Origin of the sequence: Arsukibacterium ikkense, from assembly GCF_000987775.1 — a bacterium.
Classification (GTDB): domain Bacteria; phylum Pseudomonadota; class Gammaproteobacteria; order Enterobacterales; family Alteromonadaceae; genus Alishewanella; species Alishewanella ikkense.
On sequence record NZ_LAHO01000020.1, the window covers coordinates 34,649 to 54,982 of the forward strand.

Annotated in this window: 20 protein-coding genes; all 20 read right to left on the reverse strand. The window is 53.9% G+C overall.

The window, feature by feature from the left end:
- Window positions 1–11: 11 nt before the first annotated feature.
- Complete coding sequence (locus WG68_RS17340; protein ID WP_083981963.1) at window positions 12–947, reverse strand: AgmX/PglI C-terminal domain-containing protein; 936 nt, start codon at window positions 945–947, stop codon at window positions 12–14.
- The gene (locus tag WG68_RS17345; protein ID WP_046558987.1) at window positions 944–1,468 is read right to left on the reverse strand and encodes an ExbD/TolR family protein; all 525 of its coding nucleotides are present in this window, start codon (window positions 1,466–1,468) and stop codon (window positions 944–946) included. The genes WG68_RS17340 and WG68_RS17345 overlap by 4 nt, the downstream gene beginning before the upstream one ends.
- Entirely contained in the window at window positions 1,465–1,989 is a 525-nt protein-coding gene (locus tag WG68_RS17350; protein ID WP_052749154.1) for a biopolymer transporter ExbD, read from the reverse strand. Before WG68_RS17350 ends, WG68_RS17345 begins: the two co-directional genes overlap by 4 nt.
- Window positions 1,973–2,632: a MotA/TolQ/ExbB proton channel family protein gene (locus WG68_RS17355; RefSeq protein WP_046558988.1), complete on the reverse strand. Its 660-nt coding sequence runs from the start codon at window positions 2,630–2,632 to the stop codon at window positions 1,973–1,975. Before WG68_RS17355 ends, WG68_RS17350 begins: the two co-directional genes overlap by 17 nt.
- Before the next feature lie 12 nt (window positions 2,633–2,644).
- On the reverse strand, window positions 2,645–2,959 hold the full coding sequence (locus WG68_RS17360; protein ID WP_046558989.1) for a hypothetical protein: 315 nt from the start codon (window positions 2,957–2,959) through the stop codon (window positions 2,645–2,647).
- Window positions 2,960–2,962: 3 nt separating this feature from the next.
- The gene (locus WG68_RS17365) at window positions 2,963–3,646 is read right to left on the reverse strand and encodes a tetratricopeptide repeat protein (protein ID WP_046558990.1); all 684 of its coding nucleotides are present in this window, start codon (window positions 3,644–3,646) and stop codon (window positions 2,963–2,965) included.
- The gene (locus WG68_RS19610) at window positions 3,633–6,563 is read right to left on the reverse strand and encodes a tetratricopeptide repeat protein (protein ID WP_046558991.1); all 2,931 of its coding nucleotides are present in this window, start codon (window positions 6,561–6,563) and stop codon (window positions 3,633–3,635) included. Before WG68_RS19610 ends, WG68_RS17365 begins: the two co-directional genes overlap by 14 nt.
- The gene (locus WG68_RS17375) at window positions 6,563–8,437 is read right to left on the reverse strand and encodes a CAF1 family ribonuclease (protein ID WP_046558992.1); all 1,875 of its coding nucleotides are present in this window, start codon (window positions 8,435–8,437) and stop codon (window positions 6,563–6,565) included. The genes WG68_RS19610 and WG68_RS17375 overlap by 1 nt, the downstream gene beginning before the upstream one ends.
- Entirely contained in the window at window positions 8,422–8,952 is a 531-nt protein-coding gene (locus WG68_RS17380) for a hypothetical protein (RefSeq protein WP_046558993.1), read from the reverse strand. Before WG68_RS17380 ends, WG68_RS17375 begins: the two co-directional genes overlap by 16 nt.
- Before the next feature lie 12 nt (window positions 8,953–8,964).
- Complete coding sequence (locus tag WG68_RS17385) at window positions 8,965–10,104, reverse strand: DUF3570 domain-containing protein (RefSeq protein ID WP_235357777.1); 1,140 nt, start codon at window positions 10,102–10,104, stop codon at window positions 8,965–8,967.
- A complete protein-coding gene (locus tag WG68_RS17390) occupies window positions 10,091–10,339 on the reverse strand; it encodes a DUF4266 domain-containing protein (RefSeq protein ID WP_083981966.1) in 249 nt (82 codons plus the stop codon). The genes WG68_RS17385 and WG68_RS17390 overlap by 14 nt, the downstream gene beginning before the upstream one ends.
- Window positions 10,305–10,787 (reverse strand): TlpA family protein disulfide reductase, encoded by a 483-nt coding sequence (locus WG68_RS17395; protein WP_046558996.1) that lies wholly within the window; start codon window positions 10,785–10,787, stop codon window positions 10,305–10,307. The genes WG68_RS17390 and WG68_RS17395 overlap by 35 nt, the downstream gene beginning before the upstream one ends.
- A gap of 16 nt (window positions 10,788–10,803) precedes the next feature.
- Window positions 10,804–11,445 carry an outer membrane beta-barrel domain-containing protein gene (locus WG68_RS17400; RefSeq protein ID WP_046558997.1) on the reverse strand — a complete coding sequence of 214 codons (642 nt, stop codon included), beginning with the start codon at window positions 11,443–11,445 and terminating at the stop codon, window positions 10,804–10,806.
- Complete coding sequence (locus WG68_RS17405) at window positions 11,415–12,110, reverse strand: SH3 domain-containing protein (RefSeq protein WP_152663148.1); 696 nt, start codon at window positions 12,108–12,110, stop codon at window positions 11,415–11,417. Before WG68_RS17405 ends, WG68_RS17400 begins: the two co-directional genes overlap by 31 nt.
- A gap of 18 nt (window positions 12,111–12,128) precedes the next feature.
- A complete protein-coding gene (locus WG68_RS17410) occupies window positions 12,129–14,735 on the reverse strand; it encodes an HzsA-related protein (protein ID WP_046558999.1) in 2,607 nt (868 codons plus the stop codon).
- Between the two features lie 316 nt (window positions 14,736–15,051).
- A complete protein-coding gene (recA, locus tag WG68_RS17415) occupies window positions 15,052–16,095 on the reverse strand; it encodes a recombinase RecA (protein WP_046559000.1) in 1,044 nt (347 codons plus the stop codon).
- Between the two features lie 53 nt (window positions 16,096–16,148).
- On the reverse strand, window positions 16,149–16,649 hold the full coding sequence (locus WG68_RS17420; RefSeq protein ID WP_046559001.1) for a nicotinamide-nucleotide amidohydrolase family protein: 501 nt from the start codon (window positions 16,647–16,649) through the stop codon (window positions 16,149–16,151).
- A 158-nt stretch (window positions 16,650–16,807) separates the two neighbouring features.
- The gene (locus WG68_RS17425; protein WP_046559002.1) at window positions 16,808–18,577 is read right to left on the reverse strand and encodes a hypothetical protein; all 1,770 of its coding nucleotides are present in this window, start codon (window positions 18,575–18,577) and stop codon (window positions 16,808–16,810) included.
- A gap of 85 nt (window positions 18,578–18,662) precedes the next feature.
- Window positions 18,663–19,583: a nucleotidyl transferase AbiEii/AbiGii toxin family protein gene (locus tag WG68_RS17430; protein WP_046559003.1), complete on the reverse strand. Its 921-nt coding sequence runs from the start codon at window positions 19,581–19,583 to the stop codon at window positions 18,663–18,665.
- Complete coding sequence (locus WG68_RS17435; RefSeq protein WP_046559004.1) at window positions 19,580–20,317, reverse strand: type IV toxin-antitoxin system AbiEi family antitoxin domain-containing protein; 738 nt, start codon at window positions 20,315–20,317, stop codon at window positions 19,580–19,582. The genes WG68_RS17430 and WG68_RS17435 overlap by 4 nt, the downstream gene beginning before the upstream one ends.
- Between the last annotated feature and the right edge of the window lie 17 nt (window positions 20,318–20,334).

A 20,334-nucleotide genomic window follows, 5' to 3' on the forward strand; every position in this document is an offset into this window, starting at 1 on the left:
CTCCTGCCCGGTTAGCCGGGTAAAAACGCGATGGTCCAGGTTGAGCGGGTTGCCGACACCTCGGCTGCGCCGAAGCTGACCGCCTGCAGGCGCAACATTAACTGTCGCTCCAGCCGCTCATCATTTAATTCACTTTCAATAATTTTCACTCCGGCTAAACTGCCGTCCGGGTTAATAATCAGCTCAAATACCACTTTACCTTTAAGCAAGGGGTTAGCCCGCAACGCCCGGTTATACAGGGTATACAAGCTGCTTTTATTCGCTTCCAGCGTTTGCCGGATACTGGCTTCTGAGCGCCCACTCTGGCGGGCCGAATCATTGCTCGCACTGCCACTGCTATTGCCGGCAACGGGCGCAGCAGTGGCCAGACCACGTAATTGCGCATCCGCCAGGGCAATGTTTGCCGCTGTGGCTAAATCAGCGCGGGCTACATCAGCGCTAACCGGCGCAGCCGCTTGCGCGGCTGTTTTTGCCAGCATCGGGTTGGCAATTAACTCAGGCTCGGCAACCGCCGCCGCTTGCTGGCCGTCCCGCTGCAATTGCGGTGCCGGCTGCTTGACGGTAAACGTCTGGCGCAGGGCTGCCAGCTCGTCCTGCATCGCCAGTAAACCTGCTTGCTGGGCCTGAGCCCGCGCCTGTTCCGTGGTGACCGGGCTGGCGTCTACCACGGTTTGTTCCGGCTCGGCTGCGGGTTCTGGCTCCGCAACTGGCTCAGGTTCAGGTAAAGCAATCGGCTCTGGTGGCACAATGTCCCGCTGCTCTAACATCACCCGTGCCAATTGCGGCGGTAATTGCTCCAGCTGCGCCCGGCTGCGCTCGGGCACCTGATACAACGGCACGGCTATAGATAACAGCAGTAATAGCAGCAGGCCGGCGATCACCACCTTAGTGAACAACTGATCTTCACTTTGCCAGCCCGCACCGCCGTGCCAGGTTAAGCTACTCATGGCGTGGCCTCCAGCGCGTTGCTGCGCTGCTCTACCGCCAGTGACACGTCGCGGTATTCGGTGGCCGCACTGATCGCCATCAAGCGACGTAGCACCGCATACGGGGTCGTTGCATCGGCCAGAATAGTAATCGGCCGGCCCACCGCCTGTTGCTCCGTGTTTAGCGGCGCTGCGCGCCCGGCCAGATACTGCAGCTCTTGTTTAACGGCAACGCTTAGCGGTTCCTGCCACAGCTCGGCAGCTTGCTGCCAATCGCCGCGCCACACCTGTTTGCCTTGCAGCAGCACGCCATTAGGCGTCACCGTCAGCAATACCTGCTCCCGCGGCAATTGCTCTGAGACCGATTGCGGCAGGCTCATCTCTTTGTTACTGGGCAATACCACCACATCAGATTGATTTACCATCAGGAAAAACACCAGAATGGTAAAGATATCCATCAGCGCCACCAGGTTTAACTTGGAACTTTGCGCCAGCCGGATATTTTGTTTTAACATCCGTTTGGCCCGAAATGACTGCTTCATTCTGGCCCCTCGCTTGTCTCTGCCGGCAACTGGCCAAGCGAAATCAGCGGAAATAACTCAGCATCCACGACTGAGGCTGCCACTACCGTTTTAAAGGCCCGCACGGTGTCCATGGCACTGACCAAGGTCTGATAATCCAGGGTTTCCGGCGCCAGAATACTGATATCACGCTTGTCTATTTGCTGTTGTTGCCAGGTCAGCTTTAAATCCTGTAAAAAGGCCGATAGGGCCGTAAAATCGGGCTGGCCTTGCTCGTTATGACTAAACTCGCGCAGTAACTGACCCGCCGGATAATTCAGCCGTAGCCGATCAACGCGCAGCTCTAACTCCAGAATTTGCGGGTTGTCCTGCTCCTGCTGCAACAACTGCTCGGTTTGCGGCGGCAGCTGGATGTTCAGCACGCGGATCTGGGTAAATACCAGGCTCAGCAACAATACCGGTACCAGTACGATCATCAGATTCATAAAGGAGGTAATGTCGAGCTCCGCCTCTTGCTGGCGGATTTTATGCTTTCTGATCATCCCGGCCACCCGTGAAACGTTGTCCGATGCTATTCATTAACTTAATACCGGCCATTTCCATGGTATCGACAATACTGGCGGTTTTACTTTGCAACAGCGCATGCACAAACACCAACGGAATGGCAGTCATCAAGCCAAAGGCGGTGGTATTCATCGCCACTGAGATACTGGACGATAACAAACTGGCTTTTTCGGAAGGGTCGGCATTGGCCACCGCTGAGAACGCTGCAATTAAGCCGACAATGGTGCCCAGCAAACCCAGCAAGGTGGCAACGTTAGCCAGCGTTGCCAGGAATGGAGTACGTTTTTGCAGACGCAGGCTGTATTCCAGCACCACTTCTTCCATGGCGTATTCCATATCTTCCCGCCGGTGCGATGAGGTTAACCGGTTCACGCCACTGGCCAGCATTAAACCCAGCGGGGTTTGCTCAGAGTCAGCCTGTTGCAAAATCGCTTTGGTATCGGCGGCGGCGATGGCCGGTTGCAGTTGACGATAAGCCCGCTGATTACTGGCATACACCGAGCGTAAAAACCACCAGCGCTCTACAGTAATGGCAATACCCAAAATCAGAATAAAGGCAATGGGGTAAATAAAGTAGCCACCCTCTTGCAAAAACCGCACTATGCTGTTGACAAAATCCATGCTGTAACCCTCTTAATTATTGTTAGTTGATGCGGTACTGGCAGCTGGCTGGCTAAGCGACTGTGCCTCAATAAAACGTAGAAATTGCTGGCGGTCCAGTGGCTGTATCGGTGCCGGCTCGCTGTTAATATCGGGTGCCGGAATGCGGATCTGGGCAATACTGTCCTGCCAGGGCAGCACATACAGAGTGCGTGGCTGCTGCTGATTGCCGGTGATAGTGCTACTGATATCAACCCGTACCTCAGCTCCCGGCGCCTGCTGCGCCTGACTGCCCCAGGTCAGCAGAGCCAGGCTCAACCCCGTGGCGATGACACTATAACGACGCATGTGTTACTCCTGTTGCGGTTCAAGTAAGCTCAGCCAGGCTTCGACCAGCGGATCGCCGGTAAGCTGCTGATATTGCAAATAGTGATAGCGGGCTTGTTCCGGCTGCGCTAAATACAACTCGTATAAAAACCCCAGATTTTTATGCGCACTGGCAAAATGTTGCTGCTGCGCCAACGCATCCAGCCAGTGACGCCGGGCCTGGTTAAAATCACCGGCCTGGCGGGCCAGTACCCCCAGTAAATTGGCGGCATCGACATAAGCCGGATCATGCTTTAGCACGGCATGTAATTGCTGGCGGGCCTGCTCAGGCTGCTGCAACTGCCAGTAACAGATCGCCAGGTTATAGCCTATGCCGGCCGCTGCTGGCACTTGCTGTGCCAGTGGCTGAAGCAGGGTGAGCGCTGCCTGATATTGCTGCTCACGCAGCAGCTGCTTAGCCTGCTGAAACTGGGCCTGCAAATCAGCAGTTAAGGTTGGTTTAGCCTGAATACCTGTTGCAGTGGTCTCGGTTGGAATGGCTGGCTCTGCCGCTAACGGCGTTCCCGCGCCTGGTGGCGCCGCATCGATGTCCGGCAGCTGGGCACAGTGGCTTAGTGCCAGCAGCATAACCACAGCGCTGCCCAGCCGGTATCGTTTCGCAGCACCCGCACTGAATAAGCGGCTCAGAATCGTTTTAATACGGATCATCAGCCAGCTCCAGATACTGTTCAGGTTTGCGATAACGGGCCGGAAACAGCTCGGCCAGTTTACGGAAACTGGCAGCAACCCACTCGTCGTACAACGGCTGCGCCACCAAGGCCGCATTTTGCTGATAAATTTCAATCGCCAGCTCTTCAAACGGATAGGCTTGTTCTTCCAGCAACAACTCGTATTGCTCCAATGCCAGGGCATCAAGCCCGGTTGGCCGCTCAGAATCAAGCAACGCCGTGGCCATCTGCTGGTACAAGCTGGCAACCTGAAACTGGGCCTGGCTATAAAAATCGGCTACCTGCCAGCGCATGCTGGTTTGCAGCAGCTGAATGGCACTGGTCATATGGGTTTGCTTTGTCTGCAAATTAGCGCGCAGCGGCTGGCGCAGGCGTACCGTCTTAAACTGCCCGCTATGGTGCAAAGCCAGCTGCAACGCCGCCTCTGCCGCCAGATAACGGCTGCGCTCGCTACCGGTATGTTGCTGCTCAGCATTTACCATGCGCTGATACCAGAAATTGCGCCGGCTCAGATCATGCTGCTGCTGATACAGCTGTACCAACCTGGACCGGGCTTCCTGCGCCTGCAGATGGGGCTCGGGGTACTGGTTAGCGTAGCTACGATAAGCCAGCCGGGCTGCTTCGCTATTGCCGGCTTGCCAGTAATACCCTGCGGCCTGATACAACAACGCTTGGTGCTCGGCACCGGCCGGTAACTGCGCGACTTGCTGGCTGAGCAGTTCAGCAGCACTTTGCCAGTCCTGCAATTGCTGGTAGCTATTAAGCATAGCAGCGGCAATGGCTGACTGTTCGGCACTGTCCGGATAGCGCTGCTGATAGGCTTGCATTAACACAATGGCCTCGGCCAACGCCTGTTGTTCCAGCAGCAGGCTGATTTGCTGATAAGCCGCGCTTTGATGATATTCCGACTGCGGCAAGCTTAACAGGCGCTGTAAATGGCCAAGCTGCTCGCTGACCGCTAGCCGGCTGTCCTGCGCCTGCTGATACACCGCGGATGCCAACTGCTGCTGCAATAACCGGCGCCGGTCGTGAGCTGCCAGGCTATCATCAGCCTGATAACGCCTGAGCAGACGCTGAATACTTTGCTCGGCCAGAGCATAGTCGCCCTGGGCCAGCTCACTCTGGCTGACAATAAACCAGGCTTCATTTACCAGTAATGGCTGGCTTACTTGCGGGTGCGGCCAGTCGGTTACCCGCCTGGCATAACTGGCCACCTCGGCATAGGCTTGTTGCTGATAGATGTCAGTCAGCTGATTTAACGCGACCTGTTGTGCCTGGGGGTGTTGGCTGTGCCAGCGCACAAACTGGTTTTGTTGCTGCCACCAGTTAGCTGCCGCAGTGGCACTGGCGGTTGGGTCATCTGTACCTTGTTTACTGAGGTCTTCCGTTAACTCTTTACTTAATTTCTCACTTAACTCTTTACTTAACAGCAAGGCCCGGTAAGCCGCCTGCTCAGCGGTAAAGTTACGGGCATGCAGTGCGCTGCTGGGGTAACCCAGTTGCTGATAGCCGTTCAGTGCGCCCTGATAGTCACCGCTGGCCGCCAGGGCCTCTGCCAGTAAATAGCGCACATCATCCGCCAGCATCAACGTATCGTCGACCGACTCAGCTGCCAGCAGCGGCTGTACCTGCAACAGTTGCTGCCAGTATTGCACCAGCTTAACGGCTATAGCGCGCCGTTCTGCAGCGCTGCCCTGCTGCGCTTGTAAATAGACCTTACGGCCAAAATAATCCAGATATTGTGCCAGCTTTGGGGCTAGCTCAGCTTGCTGGGCTGGCCTTGCCTGCTGCCAGAACGCGGTTGCCGGGCCGAACCGGTTGATAAAATGCTGCTGCGCCTGCTCGGCGTCATTCGCCTGTGCCTGCGCCAGATGATACTGCACCAGCGTCAACTGCATCCGGGCCGCCTCAATAGCCAGTGGCTGCTCGGTGATAAACACGCGGTAACTGGCCAGTGCTGCCTGGTGCAACTCTTTTTCAAATAAGAAATCGGCCAGCGCCTGAAACAGGGCGGCCTGATAAGACACCGGCCGCTGCTCTGGCGGGCCATCCCGGAAGCTGGCACGCTTAAGCAGCGCCAGCAAACTGTCAGCCTGCTGCTGATAACTCAGTGAAATACTGAGGATCCGCTGCAATTCCTGGCGCAGGCTTTGTTGCTCATCGCTGCTCAGCCGTTGGTGGTAGGTCAAATCCAGTGCCTGCAAAAAAGCATCGTCGGCGTTAGCATACTGCTGCAGCTGAAAGTGACTCCAGCCACTCATATACAGCGCATGCTGGCGTAATTCCGGCCCCGCCAGGCTAAGTACCTGCACAAAGGCCGCTAACGCGTTGGGATAGTTCGCCTGGCTGTAGTAAATATCTCCCACTCTGAACCACAGCTCAGCGGCAAATTCACTTGCCGGGTATTGTTGCAGCAATAGTTGCATTTGTTGCTGTGCTGCCCGGCTGTCACCGGTTAAATCCAGCGCCCGTGCCAGCTGATACTGGATAAGCTCATTATTCGGATCAGCCGGAAATTCCTGTAACAACGCCTGATATTCAGCAATCAGTGCGCTAAGCGCCTGCTGCTCGGCGTTAGCGCTTAGCTCGGTTTGCTCCAGCTGCCGGGTGTTAAGCTGCGACAGCCTGTACAACACTTTCTGCCGCACCTCAGCTGCCGGCGCCAGCGCTAACAGCTCCTGATAAACCTGCTGCAACTGCGCCGGGGTGACCAGCACCGGCTCAGCCAGTTCAGCCGGGCTAAAAGGTGCCAGCTCTGCCAGGGTGGGCCGACGCAACATGTTATCTGGTGAGCTGCTGCAGCCCGTTATCTGCAACAATATCAGCAACAGTGCCAGCAGCAGGATCACAGCACGGCTGTTGCTCTGTCGACGAAAGCGATAGGCCCGGTGCAACATTACTGCGCCTCCTGCGAGGTCAGCAGCAATTGCTCCATCACCCGGGCTATCGCCTGGGTATTTAGCCGCCGCAAATCAGCCAACTGCTCGCGCTCAGTCTGACGTAACTGCTGTAAGCCATGGTTCAGCTGTGCCAGCAGCAGTTGTTGTTGCTGTGCCACAGCGCCACTAAATTGCTGCTCTGTTGCCGCCAGCTCAGCCAGTTGCTGTTGCTGCACCAGCAACCGCTCGGTTTGGCCATCCAGCGCCGCCAACCGCTGCAGCGCACCGTTGCTAAGGCTTAATTGCTCAGCCAGTTGCTGGCGCAGGGTATTCAGTTGCCAGTGTCGCTGCGCACTATTTTGCTGATAGTGCCACTGCAGCAAGCCCTGCAACCGGGCTAACCGCGTTTCTGCAAGGCTTACTTCCTGCCCGCCACTGGCCAGCAGCGCCAGCCGTTGTAAAGCACTGCTTAGCATCCGCTGTGAGCCAGCAAAATCTTGCTCGCTGCTGTCCAGCCATAACCACTGCACCAGCGGCTGGCTTGCTGCATCGGCCAGGGCCAGGTCCAGCTGCGCCACTTGCTGTTGCAGCTGCTGCTGTTTACTGGTTAAGTCGGGCAACGCCGCCGCTAATAATTGTTGCTGCTGTGCTAACTTAGTTTGCACAACCTCGGTAAGGTGGGTTAAGCGGCTGACACGCTGCAAATGCAGTTGCTGTAGCTGCTGCATCGCGTTTAACTGCCGGTTAAGCTGATACAAGGAGGCTTGCTGGCGCAACTGATATTGCTGCCAGCCGCTAAGGCCAGCAGGCTCAGCCAGTTGCTCAAGCTGCAGCTCGCCGGCATGGTCGTTATTGGCCACCAGTTGCTGCTGATAATAGTGATCGGCCCAGCGGTAAGCCGCCAGGGCATCTTTTTGTGCCAGCGCGCGCTCAAATTGCACCCCCAGCTGATGCGCCGCCAGCCAGCTGGCAGGCGCATAAGGGTAACGGGCTATCAGCTGTTGTAATACCGCCAGCAAGCTTGGGATTTGCCGGTTCTCGCTCAGTACATCCCGATATAACAGCATCGCCGGCAAGGTCAGCACACTGTTACTGGCAAACTCACTGAGTACTTGCTGGGCACTGGCCCACTGCAGTTGATCAACCAGTAAACCGGCTTGCAGTAACTGCAAATAATCGGCCAGTGCCTGCTGCTCACTGCTGGCTGCAGATGTTTGCGGGCCAGAGCGCCAGCGAAATAACTGCATCCAGAAGCCCGGCTGCACTTCGGTTTGCAGCTGGCCGCTCAGTCTGGCCAGTAATTGCAGCGCTTGCTCGGGTTGCTGCTGCTGGCGCAGCGCCAGAATATGATTAATAACCACATAGGGCAGTTCAGCTTGCCCGGCCAGCCGGCTAAAAATCTGCGGATCAGCATGGGCCAGTGCAGGCCAGTTAAGCAATTGATTTAACAACTCCGCCTGGCCGCTAAGCGTCTCAAGTGGCCCGGTTAGCTGCTGCAGGTAGTGGCGGGCCTGTTCGCTGCGCTGTTGTTCAAAAAGGTAACGGCTGAACTGCAGTAGCGCAACATTGCGCAATTGACGTGGCAACTGGCCGCTGAGCGTTTTATCGGCCAGTAAAGTTTGCAATAAAGCGGCGGTGGCAGCTGGCATATCCAGCTGCATTAATAAGCCGGCTTGCAATAAGCGGGTTTTGGCAACAGGTTCAGGTGCCAGCGCTAATTGTAACAACGCCTGATAATAATCATCCTGATAAAAGTGCCAGGCGGCCAGCCGGTACTGCTTTTCACTGCGCAATAATGGCTCTGCCGTTGCCTGCGGCGCCAGCGCCAGTACTGCCAGAGCAGACAGCGCGGCCAGGCCGGCAGAAAGCGGTTTTGTTAATTGCCAGACCATACTTCTACACTAAATTCAGGCTGATAACTGGCAGAACTGTCGCTGATTTTCAGCTCCAGCAACATGGCATCGTCGGCCTTGGTAAACCGATGACTGACCGCCCGGCGATAATCGCGGTCTGGCGGGCCTTTGCCGACAAACACTGCGGTAAGGGTATGCTCACCGGCGCGAATATTACCTTTGTACAGCGGCTGAATGGCACCGCGTTGTAACCCGGCCAGCTCGGCCGCCGTATACAGATGGGCGCTAACCGCCTTGTCATTAATTTTCAGTTGCACACTGTCGAGCTGGAACAACAGGCCGGCATCCAGCGACACAAATACCGCTAACTGGGTTTGCGGTGGAAATAGTAATTCCTCTTCCAGCATAAACAGTTCACGGTTCAGTGCTATGGCTTGTTGCCGCAGTTGCTCAAGTTGCTGCTCGGCCGACTCCTGTGCAGTAGCAACGAACGGCACTGCGGGCAATAGCAGCAGGATGGTTAGTACTAACGGTAAACATAACAGATATCTCATAAGGCCATCCTGCTAAAAATAAACACTGAAAAACAGCCGATAGACATTGGCGGTTAACCGGTATAACGGTTCAGCACCCGCTGCAGTGTCGGCAATAGTGACATTGCGAAAATTATTGTAGTTAAAGCGGATATGGTCCCATTCCAGGTTAAGCTCCGGTGTCGCCGTCGGCCACCAGCTCCAGTTGGCAAAGCGGTAACTGGCGCCAATGCCCAGGCTCAGGTTGGTAAAGTCACTCAGCTCTTTATCTCTGGCCATAAAATTTTGCTGGTTAGCAAACTCAAATAAGTCAGCATAAAACGACGCCTGACCCTGCTGATACCAGCGCACATGGCCATCCAGCAGCCAGCGCTCAGCAATGGGATGAACATATTCCAGCTCGGCATCAAACGCCCGGATATCCCAGCTGTCCTGATAGTGGCGTAAAGACGCGGTCAGCGCCGCCCGGTAGGGCAGGTAAAATTTATTCACCAGGCCCAGCGCCAGGCTGTTACGGGTATTCGGATACACTTCAAACTGATAACCATAGCCAAGCGGCGCCAGCGGATCGCGATAACGGACACTGCGATAAGGGTTATTCAGAAACCCCTGCTCCATATCCACCTCAGCATTCAGGGCGCTGATCCAGCGGGTGGTTAATACCTGGGTAATCCCCAGGCTGTAACTGTAACGGCGCAATTGCTCACTAAAACTTGCATCACCATTGCGGCCAATTTGATCATTACCAAAGGCGGTGTTCAGGCTCAGGGTTGTCATACCGCCAAAGGTATCGTGCGCAATGCCAAAGGAAACTGATTTGGCGTTGTAGTCATCTTCATCACTCTGGGCATAATTCAGCGAGATAATACTGTTGCCGCTCAGATAATCGACCCCCAACCGGCTTTCTCTGCGGGTTTCGCTGTAGGCTGAGGCTGTAGCAATAACATCAATCGAAGCCCCGGATACCGTATCAACGTAGTAAAAACCTGACACCGATAGCTGTTGGCCAATTTTACTGCGCAGCATCAGCGCCGGGCCGTCAATCGACACCCCGCCACCCTGATAGCTGTGGTGCATCAGGTCAATCCGGTTGTCCGGTAGCACAGCCGCGGCCACCACACCACTGAGCAACAGTGCCGGCAACGCCGCAAGCAGATAGCTAGTTACAGCCACAACCGCCTCCGCCACTGCCATCGGCACCTTTGGCCGCCTCGCGCGAGTCCCGCACGTGGGCACTGTGTTGCAGCGCAATCGGATGGCGGCCAAACGCCATGATCGGATCAGCCAGCTCGGCCCGCTCATAAGGCTTAACCCAGGGTTCAATGCTGGCACAACCGGCCAGCCCCAGTGCCAGCAAGGCCGACAGCAGTAATTTAGCGCCGTAGCAGGGTTTTAATATCATCTTCATATTTTTGCTCATAGCCCGGTTTGTAACCACGATGCACACTATGCACCTGGCCATCTTTATCAATGATCACCGTCGTTGGCATTGCTTGTACCTGATAACTCGCTGACACGCTGTTTTCGGTATCAAACAAAATGGGAAAGGCCACCCTGGTTTTGCTCAGATACCGCTCTGCGGCACGGCTGTCAGCCTCGACATTGACGCCCCACACCTGCACGCCTAACGGCTGATACTTGCTGGCCAGTTTATCCAGCGCCGGCATTTCCTGCAGGCAAGGCCCACACCAGCTGGCCCAGAAGTTCAGCACAATAATGTCACCTCGTTGCTCGGCCAGCCGTAAATTCACGCCGGTAAGCGCTTTGAGGGTAAAATCAGGTGCGGTTGCCGACGTATCAGCACGGCCACCGAATGACAGCCCAGCCAACAACACAATAACTAACAGTGTTTTCATACCACTTTCCTATCCGTTAAAAATAAACAGCCAGCCCCAGCGCCAGATTTAAGTTATGGCTGGTTTTGGTTTCAGCCAGCATAGTGGTTTCAAACACGTAGTCTGATACGACTAAATCTACTGCCAGCCAGTCGGTGACATAAACCCGCAACTGACTGCCAAACTTAAGCGCAAATACCTTATCGCCGGCAAAATCGACATTGCCGCCGCCGGCAAACACCGACCAACCGGTATTAAAGACGTAGTTTCCGCCCGGATACACCTGACCGGGCAATAGCACATACCCCAGCTCGGCGCCATAGTAGCGCCACTGGCGCTCGCTATCGGTCAGCAGGGGCGCTGCGCCACTTAACCGCTCATAAGAGGTCAGGCCGGCTTTGGCCTGGGCATACTCAACGCTGAGGTAAAAGTCTTCGTTAATATGATAACTCAGCTGCAACGCCGCCAGGCCACTGCTGCCGAAGTCTTCAATTGCCAGAACGCCTGCACGCAGCGCCACGACAAAATTCTCCGTATCCAACCGGGCAGGTATCACCTGCGACTGCTCAATGCGGGGTTCGATCCGGGCACTGCCAGCGCTGCCTTGCTGCGCATGCAGCGGCAACCCAAGCCCAACCAGCGCACTGACTAAAATGCTACGCGTAAGCCAATTAACCATGTATTCGTCTCTTCGTTAATATCTCGTTCGGTGCTGATCAATGCCCGGCGATAGCGCACATTGGCCTGCACCCGCTGGCTTAATGGATAATTGACGCCAAGCTCCATGGTCGCCAACGGGCTGTTGCGCTCGGGCGTTTGTACTAATACCGTGCGCTGACGGGTTAACAGCACCCCACCACCCAGCGCAAAATAAGGTGACAGCCGCCAATGGGGCCAGGGGCTCAAACCTAGCTGCAGCAAAAACTGCTGATTGCTGGCTAACTGGCCACTACCCTGGCCGGCGCTTAGCTCCAGTGCTACCACATCGGAAAACAGGTAACTGGCACTAAGCTGGTAATAACTGGTACCAGCAAAGTCGCCTGCTGCCACCCCCAACTGCCAGCGTGCGGGCGTTTGGTTATCCTGCCACAGTGCCGCCAGGCTCTGCTCGCTACCTGTTGGATACAAATAGTCCAAATCGGTCGCCGCCAGCCATAATTGCTGCTGCCGGTATTGTACTTTCAGCCAGCCAGTGCGCTGCTTCAGCAGCACTAAAGTGTCATGCTTCAACGCCACCTGCACCACCGGATAACCGCGCCCGGGCCCGCTGCGTAAATCGACAAAATCTTGCTGAACCACGACCTGCTCTGCCGACACAGACGCCGTCAGCAATAGCAACAGCATGAAGCCGAACCAGCGCATCTATTCCAGCTCCACGGCAAAGGGGGAGTTATAATACTGGCCCCCCATATCCAGCCAGTGGCTGAGCAGCCGCAGTTCGGCTGGCGATAAATACCCCTGGTGGCTGCCGCCCTGTGCAAAGCGCTGAAAAAACGCCACGCTGGCCAAAGCGCTGCCCGCCCGCATACTGGCAGGCACCGTCACTGTTACCATCAGCGGGATCGGCTGGCCGTTATCATCCAGGATCAGTTCACCCTCTGCATCACGTAAAAAGACCGGGTTACCATTGGCATCGACCGCCTGCACCAGCCGGTCAACCAGCACGCCCCCCACCAGCTCTTGTTCGTTGTCATTACTGAGTAATTCACGATAACTGGTCATCTGCTGCGCCTGCAGATCTGACGCTTGCGCTGTTAACTCCAGTTGTGCCGCCGGTAGCTGGGTGTTTCCTGCCGCATCGGTCCGGCTATGGCAACTGACACAGGTGTTATCCCGGACAAGCTCATTACTTAGCGGGTCAAACTGGCGCCGATCCAGTTGCCATAGCGGCTGAATATGAACCGGGTAATCAATGCGTAAGCGGCAGGCAGCCTGCCAGCTGGCAAAGCAATCCAGCCCGACCGGCGTGGCAGTGGCCAGCTCAGTAAACTGATTTAACTCAGCCGGATCCGGTTGGCGCAGCGCAGGATCTGTCCATAAATCTTCAAAATCTAAAGCGGCACTGAGCCGTTGCTCACCGAGCAAGCGCGCCATGGTTTGCGCCATGGTTTCGCCGGCATTGGGCGGTAACCGGGGGTTAGCATTAGTAAAAGATGACGCCGCATTCAGCGGGCCCGGATTTATCGTTGGCCACTCGCCACTTTGCCGGCCATGCGGCCGGGTGTTATTGGCAGCATGGCAACCATTACAACTTAAGGTTTCGCCTGGTGCCAGCGTTATCCATTGCTGGTGCTGCGCTGAGATAGCCTGGCCCTCGCTATTGAGTAAACTCAGTGCCAGCGGCACATTGGCCGGCACTGTTACCCGCACCGAGCCGTCAGGTTGCACCGGGGTAATACCAACCAGCTCGCGCATCAGCTGCCGCCGATTGACCCCAAAAGCAAAATTCGGCACCTCACGCACTGCCTCAGGTGGGATTGGTACGCCGCGGATCAAACTCAGATAACGTACTGGCCGCTGCGCGGCGCTGGTTTGCATCGGGTCGGCTAGCTGGGCTATCGGTAGTACCGCTTCCCCCCCAATATCATACACACTGCGAATATCTAGAATGGCCTCGCCATTGCCGGCAAGTTCCGGGTTTGCCGCCGGATTTGCCGGTAAGAAGACAGGCCGTGGATAGTGCTGCATCACCACCGCTTCGCTGAGCAGCAACTGGTCGCTACCTAACTTTACCGGCACCTGTGTCTGTTTGGCTAAATCAAATAACCATAACCCGAAGCGAGGGCTGGCCAGCGGATAAGCAGCCGGGTCTGCCACCAGTGCACAGCCAATAACCTGCTCCTCTACCATTACCTGACAAGGTGACCAGCTCACCAGAAAACGCGAAGATCCATCTTGTAGCGCAAACAGGTTTTGCACAAAACCTGAGGGCTCTGGCCGTGCAGCATTGTCAAAATTCCAGGGTAATAACGGCGTTTGCGCTGGTAAATTCAACACCTGCTGATAAAGCGGTTGCGCGTTGTCACTGGCCAGCGCCAGCGCTATCTGCACCGGCATGGCATTCAGGCCAGCTTGCTGGCGCTGGCTAAGCAAAGTTGCTATTTCACCATCGGCCAGCAACAATGGCTTAGCAAAGTCAACCCGGCTGTTAGCCGGCCCGGTTTGATGAGAGTGCCAGCCGTAAACCAGCTGATTAGCGGAGCCGTCGGGGCGCATCTGGTACCAGTTATACATATTGCGATCGCTCTGGTTATCCCAGCGGCTGTACAGAATATGGCCATCTGGCTGCACCAGCGGATATAAGTCGTGGCTAAGATTAAAGCTAATTTGCTCGATGCCAGAGCCATCAATGTTCATCACATGCAGGTTAAACGCCGGGCCCTGCAAGCCTTCATGCAGACCACTGTATTGCGGTTTAAATTCATCCAGTAAAATTTGCCGGGCCTTTTGCTGGCGACTGGAACTGAATACGATGCGGCCATCGGCTAAAAATGCCGGGTTAATATCGTGGCCCAGCTCAGCGCGCAATGGGTCGGCGATGACAGGCGCCAGTGTATCGCTGCTAAGGCTGTAGCGCCAAATACTCCAGCTGGGCTGCAGCTCATCCGGTACATCAGCCAACGCAGGCGGGCGCAGTGCAAACAGCAAGGTATCGCCATCTGGCGACACGGTTAAATCTTTTATATCAAGGGGGCTGTCGCCAAATAGCTCAGTCAGCAGCTCGCGCTCTGCTGACTCGGCAAAGGCATTTTGTTTGATAATAAGCCTCGCCCCCGGATTAAATTGTTCGGGGGCATTCAGGTTAAGCTGAAAAGGGTTGCTGTCCTGGTCCGCTAATGGCCGGCTAACATAGGCAAGGGGGTAATCCTGGGCGACCGGGTCCGTGGTTTCGTCTTGCACGCTGATATCGGCATTACAACCCAGCAAACAGCACAACGCGGCCAGCAGCATTAAGGTGTTTTTAATCATTATTATAATTACCGGCTACCCGTTCGCAGCCATGACTGCAATGTTAACAAAAACATTAATTAAGTAAAAAACAGACTTAGCAGATTAACGCTGGCCTAACGACAGAGCAAGCCAAAATTTTACTGTTAGCCGCCGCTTTGCCGCAGTGTTGCCGCTACACAGCGCAGGGTTCACCAGCAAGCTGAAAAGTTTAGCCGCCAGCTCAAAGGTTTAACGCTGGGTTGCTGGCTGAATTGCCGCCAGCACAGCGATATTCCGGCGGCAGAATAAAACAAAAAAGCCAGCAAAAATGCTGGCTTTTTCTAGTACAAAAGTATTACAAATCGGCTTCGAACTCAGCCGGAATGGCCTCTTCAATTGGTTTTTCGCCTGGTTTAAGCAACAAGCGGGTACGCAATTCTTTCTCAATTTCATCCGCTATTGCCGGGTTGTCGGTCAGAAACTTCATGGCATTAGCTTTGCCCTGACCAATTTTATTGCCCTGATAGGCATACCAGGCACCCGATTTATCTACCAGGCCTTGCGCTACGCCAAGGTCTATCAGCTCACCGTTTTTATTAATACCGGCGCCATACTGAATAATAAACTCGGCCTGCTTAAATGGCGGCGCCACTTTATTCTTCACCACTTTAACCCGGGTTTCATTACCGGTAATTTCATCACCTTCTTTTACCGAGCCAATCCGGCGGATATCTAACCGGACAGAGGCATAGAATTTCAGCGCATTACCACCGGTGGTGGTTTCAGGGTTACCAAACATCACGCCGATTTTCATCCGGATTTGGTTAATGAAAATGCACAAGGTATTAGAACGCTTAATATTGCCGGTAAGCTTACGCAATGCCTGCGACATTAAACGGGCTTGTAAGCCCATGTGGCTGTCGCCCATATCGCCTTCAATTTCGGCTTTAGGGGTTAACGCCGCAACGGAGTCGACTACCACTACATCTACTGCGGCTGAACGTACCAGCATGTCACAGATTTCCAGCGCTTGTTCACCGGTATCCGGTTGCGACACCAGCAAATCTTCTACTTTCACACCAAGTTTTTTGGCATACACCGGATCCAGTGCGTGCTCCGCATCAATAAAGGCACAGGTTTTACCAGCCTTTTGCGCTTCTGCAATAACCTGCAGGGTTAAGGTGGTTTTACCCGATGATTCAGGGCCATAAATTTCAACAATCCGGCCATAGGGTAAACCACCTATGCCAAGCGCAATATCCAGGCCCAAAGAGCCAGTGGAGACTGAGGCGATATCCAGCGCCGTGCTATCGCCCAGGCGCATAATAGAGCCTTTACCAAACTGACGTTCAATTTGAGTAAGGGCTGCACTGAGGGCTTTTTGTTTATTGTCGTCCATTATTCACTCCAGAAAATTCGGCTTGCACAAACACTGTATGCTCGTACAGTAGTCTAGTTTGGCAAAGCTGTCAATAATAAGATGCTGTGTTTAAGGGCATAATCAATGGCCTGCTGGCGTACCTGCTCGCGATTGCCGCTAAAAAATTGCTGCTGGCTGCTAAGCTGGCCATTCAGCCAGAAAGCGAACCAGACGGTACCCACGGGTTTGGCCGCTGAGCCGCCACCGGGCCCCGCCACCCCCGACACGGCTATCGCCAACTGGGCATTGGCCGCGGCGGCAGCGCCAATGGCCATTTCTTTAACCGTTTCATCGCTTACCGCACCAAATTGTAATAAAGTGGCACTGCGCACCCCCAATAGCTGCTGTTTCGCTTTATTACTATAAGTTACAAAGCTGCGGTCTAAATAAGCAGAGCTGCCGGCAATGGCGGTTACATAGTAAGCGATACCGCCGCCGGTACAGGATTCAGCAGTGGTGACAAACCATTTTTTCCGGGATAATAACGCGCCCAGCTGTGCAGCCAGTTGCTCAGTATCGGTTGCAAGTACCATAGCCAATCCAACAGGGAAATCAGAATTACATTATGCCGTCAGACCAGAAACCAGAGCAAGCCTTAGGCACACATACCTCTACCGTGTAGCCAATTAGAAAAACTACCGGCAGCACGTTCAGTTCTGTATCAAAGCAAATAGCTGAGCCCCCACCACAACTACTTTGGTTTCACAAGCGTCTCAATCGCGTCGGCCACAGTTCCCAGTGCATTGATTACACCATCCATTACGAAATCAAGCGCCCTTCCATATCCGGCATTGACATTCGCAATATCAAAACCGAGTCTTTGTAAGGTTTCCAGACACTGCCCTACTGTTTCATGCGCATCGGCAATCCTAAGATCATTGTTTAAAAACAGGGGGGCCATGATTTCATTACGATCACACCAACCTTCAGACTCCTTATCTGATGCAAAAGCATACATAGCCTCCTCATGAGCATTCAGTCCTTCAACTATATTAATAAGTGCCTGAAGTAATTTGAGACTTCCGAGATCTTTGACAGAAGCTCTCGAACATCCGGCACGCTCTAGTAATAGCTTGAGATAAGCATTGGGAATGCGCTGCCATACCTCGTGTAAGCTCTTGCAGCGAGCAAGGAACATCTGTTGTGTCATATCTAATGGTGCGACCTGAGCTAACCGACAAAGCGCCGGATAGGCCAACCAACCATTAGCTCCCACCTCTTCGCGATCAAAGCCGGTAAGTTCTAATACTGATTTATTCAGTCCCAAGGATGCACCGAGTGCGGAAAGACAATCTCCCAATCGCAAGAGTACGTCGAGTAACCGCTGCACCTTGGCAACTACATGCTCTTCATTTAGATCTATATGTACCAAGTCAGCCGGATCGATTGCAAATGATCTGGCATGCACAATCTCGCGATCCGGTTTAGGCTTATACAGTTCTCGCATAGGCACTTGGATCAGGTTTCTCCCAATACGCTGACATTCAGTGAAACTCCACTGCCCTTTATAAGATGGACTGCAAGACCACCGCCCCCAAAAATAGGCCGGTGCCGACTCATAAAAAGTACTCTGTTCATACTTTAGGAGAAACTGATCGTTAAGATAGACAGGTTTATCCCTCAGCAAAGCACTCGCCTGGTCGTGCGTCATCGGCTGTTCATAACCGGGCCACAAAATGCCTTCTGCAGTTTGCTCCGGACAAAGTTCTGGCATAACCGCTTCTACAGATGCCCATAACTGAAGCAAAAGACCAGTTTTGTGCTCACGAATGTCCAACTCATACCAGGCAACTCCATTTTCTGGCTTTAAAACTACATGGGGCTGTCCAGCCATGAGTGCACGAAGTTCGGGGATATCTGTTAATTGAGCTTCATAGAAAAAGACTCGTACCCCGCGAGCCCCTCTCATCCAGAGATAACGCCGAAGATATTCATTTGTCATTCGCCAAGTAACATTTCTCTTTAAATTCCAGTGGTAACTACTGGAAACTTCACCCTCAGCAACACCAAACTCAGGCAGCCCTAGATCGTCATAAATCAAACGTTGCTGATCATTACCTACACAACGCGGAGTTAGTCCGAGAGTCATCCAAACTTTTTCAGCGAGGTTGAAGCTATAGAAAGAACTGTCCCCCCAGGATGCAACAATATAGTCATAACCTGAGATCGATGGCGTTAACTCATCAACACACCCGAAGTTATCACAAGCCGGAACCGAGTATTCAACTACGCCATCGCCAGCTTCTGATAGAACTTCAATCGGTCCATCTGCCTCACCTGGCACAACAGCCATTTGCAAGTGTAGGTGTTCAGCTTGCTCACTGTACTGATCAAACTCTTGCATGGAAGCGACTTCCACAAGTTGGCTTGGCGACAAACCTACGGGCTCAAGTAATTCTCGCAGCTTTGGCGGCATCACATGAATTGGTATAGGAAATTCTGCTATATAGTCAAACGGCATATTCTCTCCAAAGAGTACGGTACCTCATCAAGCGGCATCTCCTGTATCGCCGATTTTCCACAACCCTTTGCTACCCGGCATATAGCTAGCTAACTCCATCCAGCAAAATTGTCAGTGCATCTGCCTGCTCGGCAAATTTCTTCGCATTGCTCTTTTTTAACTGTGTCAGGTTGTGCAGCTTCCAGCGAATACCTGGCAGATGTTCAAGGTGAGCAATACCCAGCAACGCCCAGTCGGGTTCACCGGCCACCAGCGATAGCAGAAACTGCCGCTCGTTGTCATCCAGCCCAGCCTGAAGTTCACTAATCATTCGGTCGCGAGTCATAAGCAATGCCTCAAGCGACACGGCATCATTCGTCATCCCCACAAAGTTATATTGGTAGTCATGGCTAATGTTTTTTAACTGTGGAAACAGCACTTCATGCACCGGGCGGTTGTGACAAGCCAGATAGACAACAAAGGCTCGCCGGATGCCCGGCGTAATACCCTCGTGCTCAAAAAGTTGCATTACGTCAAACAGATCGCGCGGATGCTGGCGGTCCAGCGCAGCAACCAGCTTGCCTCCGTATACGTCTTCCAACGAAGCCACCGGTATCTCCAAATCAGCCATCAATATTTCACGAGCTACAGGCATCAAGGATGCCTGCCGCACCGGCTGTACTGTACCGCGTAACACGAAATTAGCCTCGATCTTAACTTCAATGCGGTCACGGCGTACCAGCAGTTTGGTTTCACCAACAGTGGCTTGCGGTATATGTATTTGGAAGCCCCGCTTTTTAAGCCTCTCGCCCGCTTGCAAGATTCCCTTATTAATCCGTTCCAGCGCCTTATCACGCGGCAATGCATGATCAGAAAAAGCCAGATCAAGATCGACCGACAAACGAGGCATATCGCGTATAAATAGATTGATCGCCGTGCCACCCTTCAATGCGAAGGTATCGTCCACGAACACCAAAGGCGCAATCTGCGTTAGCAAGCGGGCAGTATCAAGATAGACAGAATTCATGATTTAAGTACCAAAATGCCATCGGCTGAGCGGGACACCCAAGGTTGGTCACTCCCTGTCGGTAGGGTGGCCGGATCAAGTTTTTTCACCCAAGGCAGCGAACCTTCCCGGCCGAGTTGCAGGCACAGCCGCACAGTTTTGACGCTCGTACAATGTTGCAACAGTTCGTGTAGTACTTCGGCACGCAAATTGTAGGTACTTTCAACCAGTTCCCGGGCCTCTTGCAACGACTGGCGCACACCTACTTCGCTTAATAACTCAAGCAGCGCCCGTTCTGGTGTGGAAACCTGTGGCGCCCCAATGCGCCTTTCAAAAGCAGTTACATGCAGCAATGCTGCAGGCTGCTCCTTAAATAAACGCTTGCGGTGGTAAGTGGCCGGAAAGCGCTCAGTAAACCACTCTGGCAATTGACCGGCAGTCCAGCCATATAAATGCAGTACGGGTTGTTGTGGCACATAATGCCGCATACCATACCAATCCAGCGCAGATTTACCCCCAACGTGCAAGCCCTCGAATTTGCGTTGCAACAGTAATAAACAGGAATGCAGAGACAAAGTATCATGCGGACGGCTATATATTCCACGCGCTAATCGCGTGAGCCAGCCTGCCCGGACATAGTGAACGGCAAGATCAGCAGAGATGCCCAGCGCCGCCAGATCTTCCGAAGCCAAGGGCGCTCCCGGTATCGAACGGGTATAGAGCAAATTTAATTTATTTAGATTAGTCGTAGTCATACTACGATTATTACAAC

Excerpts from the sequence above, each read along its gene's own strand:
- WG68_RS19610 (WP_046558991.1), bottom strand. The coding sequence starts at position 6,563 with ATGTTGCACCGGGCCTATCGCTTTCGTCGACAGAGCAACAGCCGTGCT.
- recA (WP_046559000.1), bottom strand. The coding sequence starts at position 16,095 with ATGGACGACAATAAACAAAAAGCCCTCAGTGCAGCCCTTACTCAAATT.
- WG68_RS17420 (WP_046559001.1), bottom strand. The coding sequence starts at position 16,649 with ATGGTACTTGCAACCGATACTGAGCAACTGGCTGCACAGCTGGGCGCG.
- WG68_RS17395 (WP_046558996.1), bottom strand. The coding sequence starts at position 10,787 with ATGAAAACACTGTTAGTTATTGTGTTGTTGGCTGGGCTGTCATTCGGT.
- WG68_RS17355 (WP_046558988.1), bottom strand. The coding sequence starts at position 2,632 with ATGGATTTTGTCAACAGCATAGTGCGGTTTTTGCAAGAGGGTGGCTAC.
- WG68_RS17405 (WP_152663148.1), bottom strand. The coding sequence starts at position 12,110 with ATGCTGTTGCTATTGCTGACGGCGTCTGTGTCGGCAGAGCAGGTCGTG.
- WG68_RS17350 (WP_052749154.1), bottom strand. The coding sequence starts at position 1,989 with ATGATCAGAAAGCATAAAATCCGCCAGCAAGAGGCGGAGCTCGACATT.
- WG68_RS17365 (WP_046558990.1), bottom strand. The coding sequence starts at position 3,646 with ATGATCCGTATTAAAACGATTCTGAGCCGCTTATTCAGTGCGGGTGCT.
- WG68_RS17430 (WP_046559003.1), bottom strand. The coding sequence starts at position 19,583 with ATGAATTCTGTCTATCTTGATACTGCCCGCTTGCTAACGCAGATTGCG.
- WG68_RS17390 (WP_083981966.1), bottom strand. The coding sequence starts at position 10,339 with ATGAAGATGATATTAAAACCCTGCTACGGCGCTAAATTACTGCTGTCG.
- WG68_RS17360 (WP_046558989.1), bottom strand. The coding sequence starts at position 2,959 with ATGCGTCGTTATAGTGTCATCGCCACGGGGTTGAGCCTGGCTCTGCTG.
- WG68_RS17375 (WP_046558992.1), bottom strand. The coding sequence starts at position 8,437 with ATGGTCTGGCAATTAACAAAACCGCTTTCTGCCGGCCTGGCCGCGCTG.
- WG68_RS17345 (WP_046558987.1), bottom strand. The coding sequence starts at position 1,468 with ATGAAGCAGTCATTTCGGGCCAAACGGATGTTAAAACAAAATATCCGG.
- WG68_RS17400 (WP_046558997.1), bottom strand. The coding sequence starts at position 11,445 with ATGGTTAATTGGCTTACGCGTAGCATTTTAGTCAGTGCGCTGGTTGGG.
- WG68_RS17340 (WP_083981963.1), bottom strand. The coding sequence starts at position 947 with ATGAGTAGCTTAACCTGGCACGGCGGTGCGGGCTGGCAAAGTGAAGAT.
- WG68_RS17380 (WP_046558993.1), bottom strand. The coding sequence starts at position 8,952 with ATGAGATATCTGTTATGTTTACCGTTAGTACTAACCATCCTGCTGCTA.
- WG68_RS17410 (WP_046558999.1), bottom strand. The coding sequence starts at position 14,735 with ATGATTAAAAACACCTTAATGCTGCTGGCCGCGTTGTGCTGTTTGCTG.
- WG68_RS17425 (WP_046559002.1), bottom strand. The coding sequence starts at position 18,577 with ATGCCGTTTGACTATATAGCAGAATTTCCTATACCAATTCATGTGATG.
- WG68_RS17435 (WP_046559004.1), bottom strand. The coding sequence starts at position 20,317 with ATGACTACGACTAATCTAAATAAATTAAATTTGCTCTATACCCGTTCG.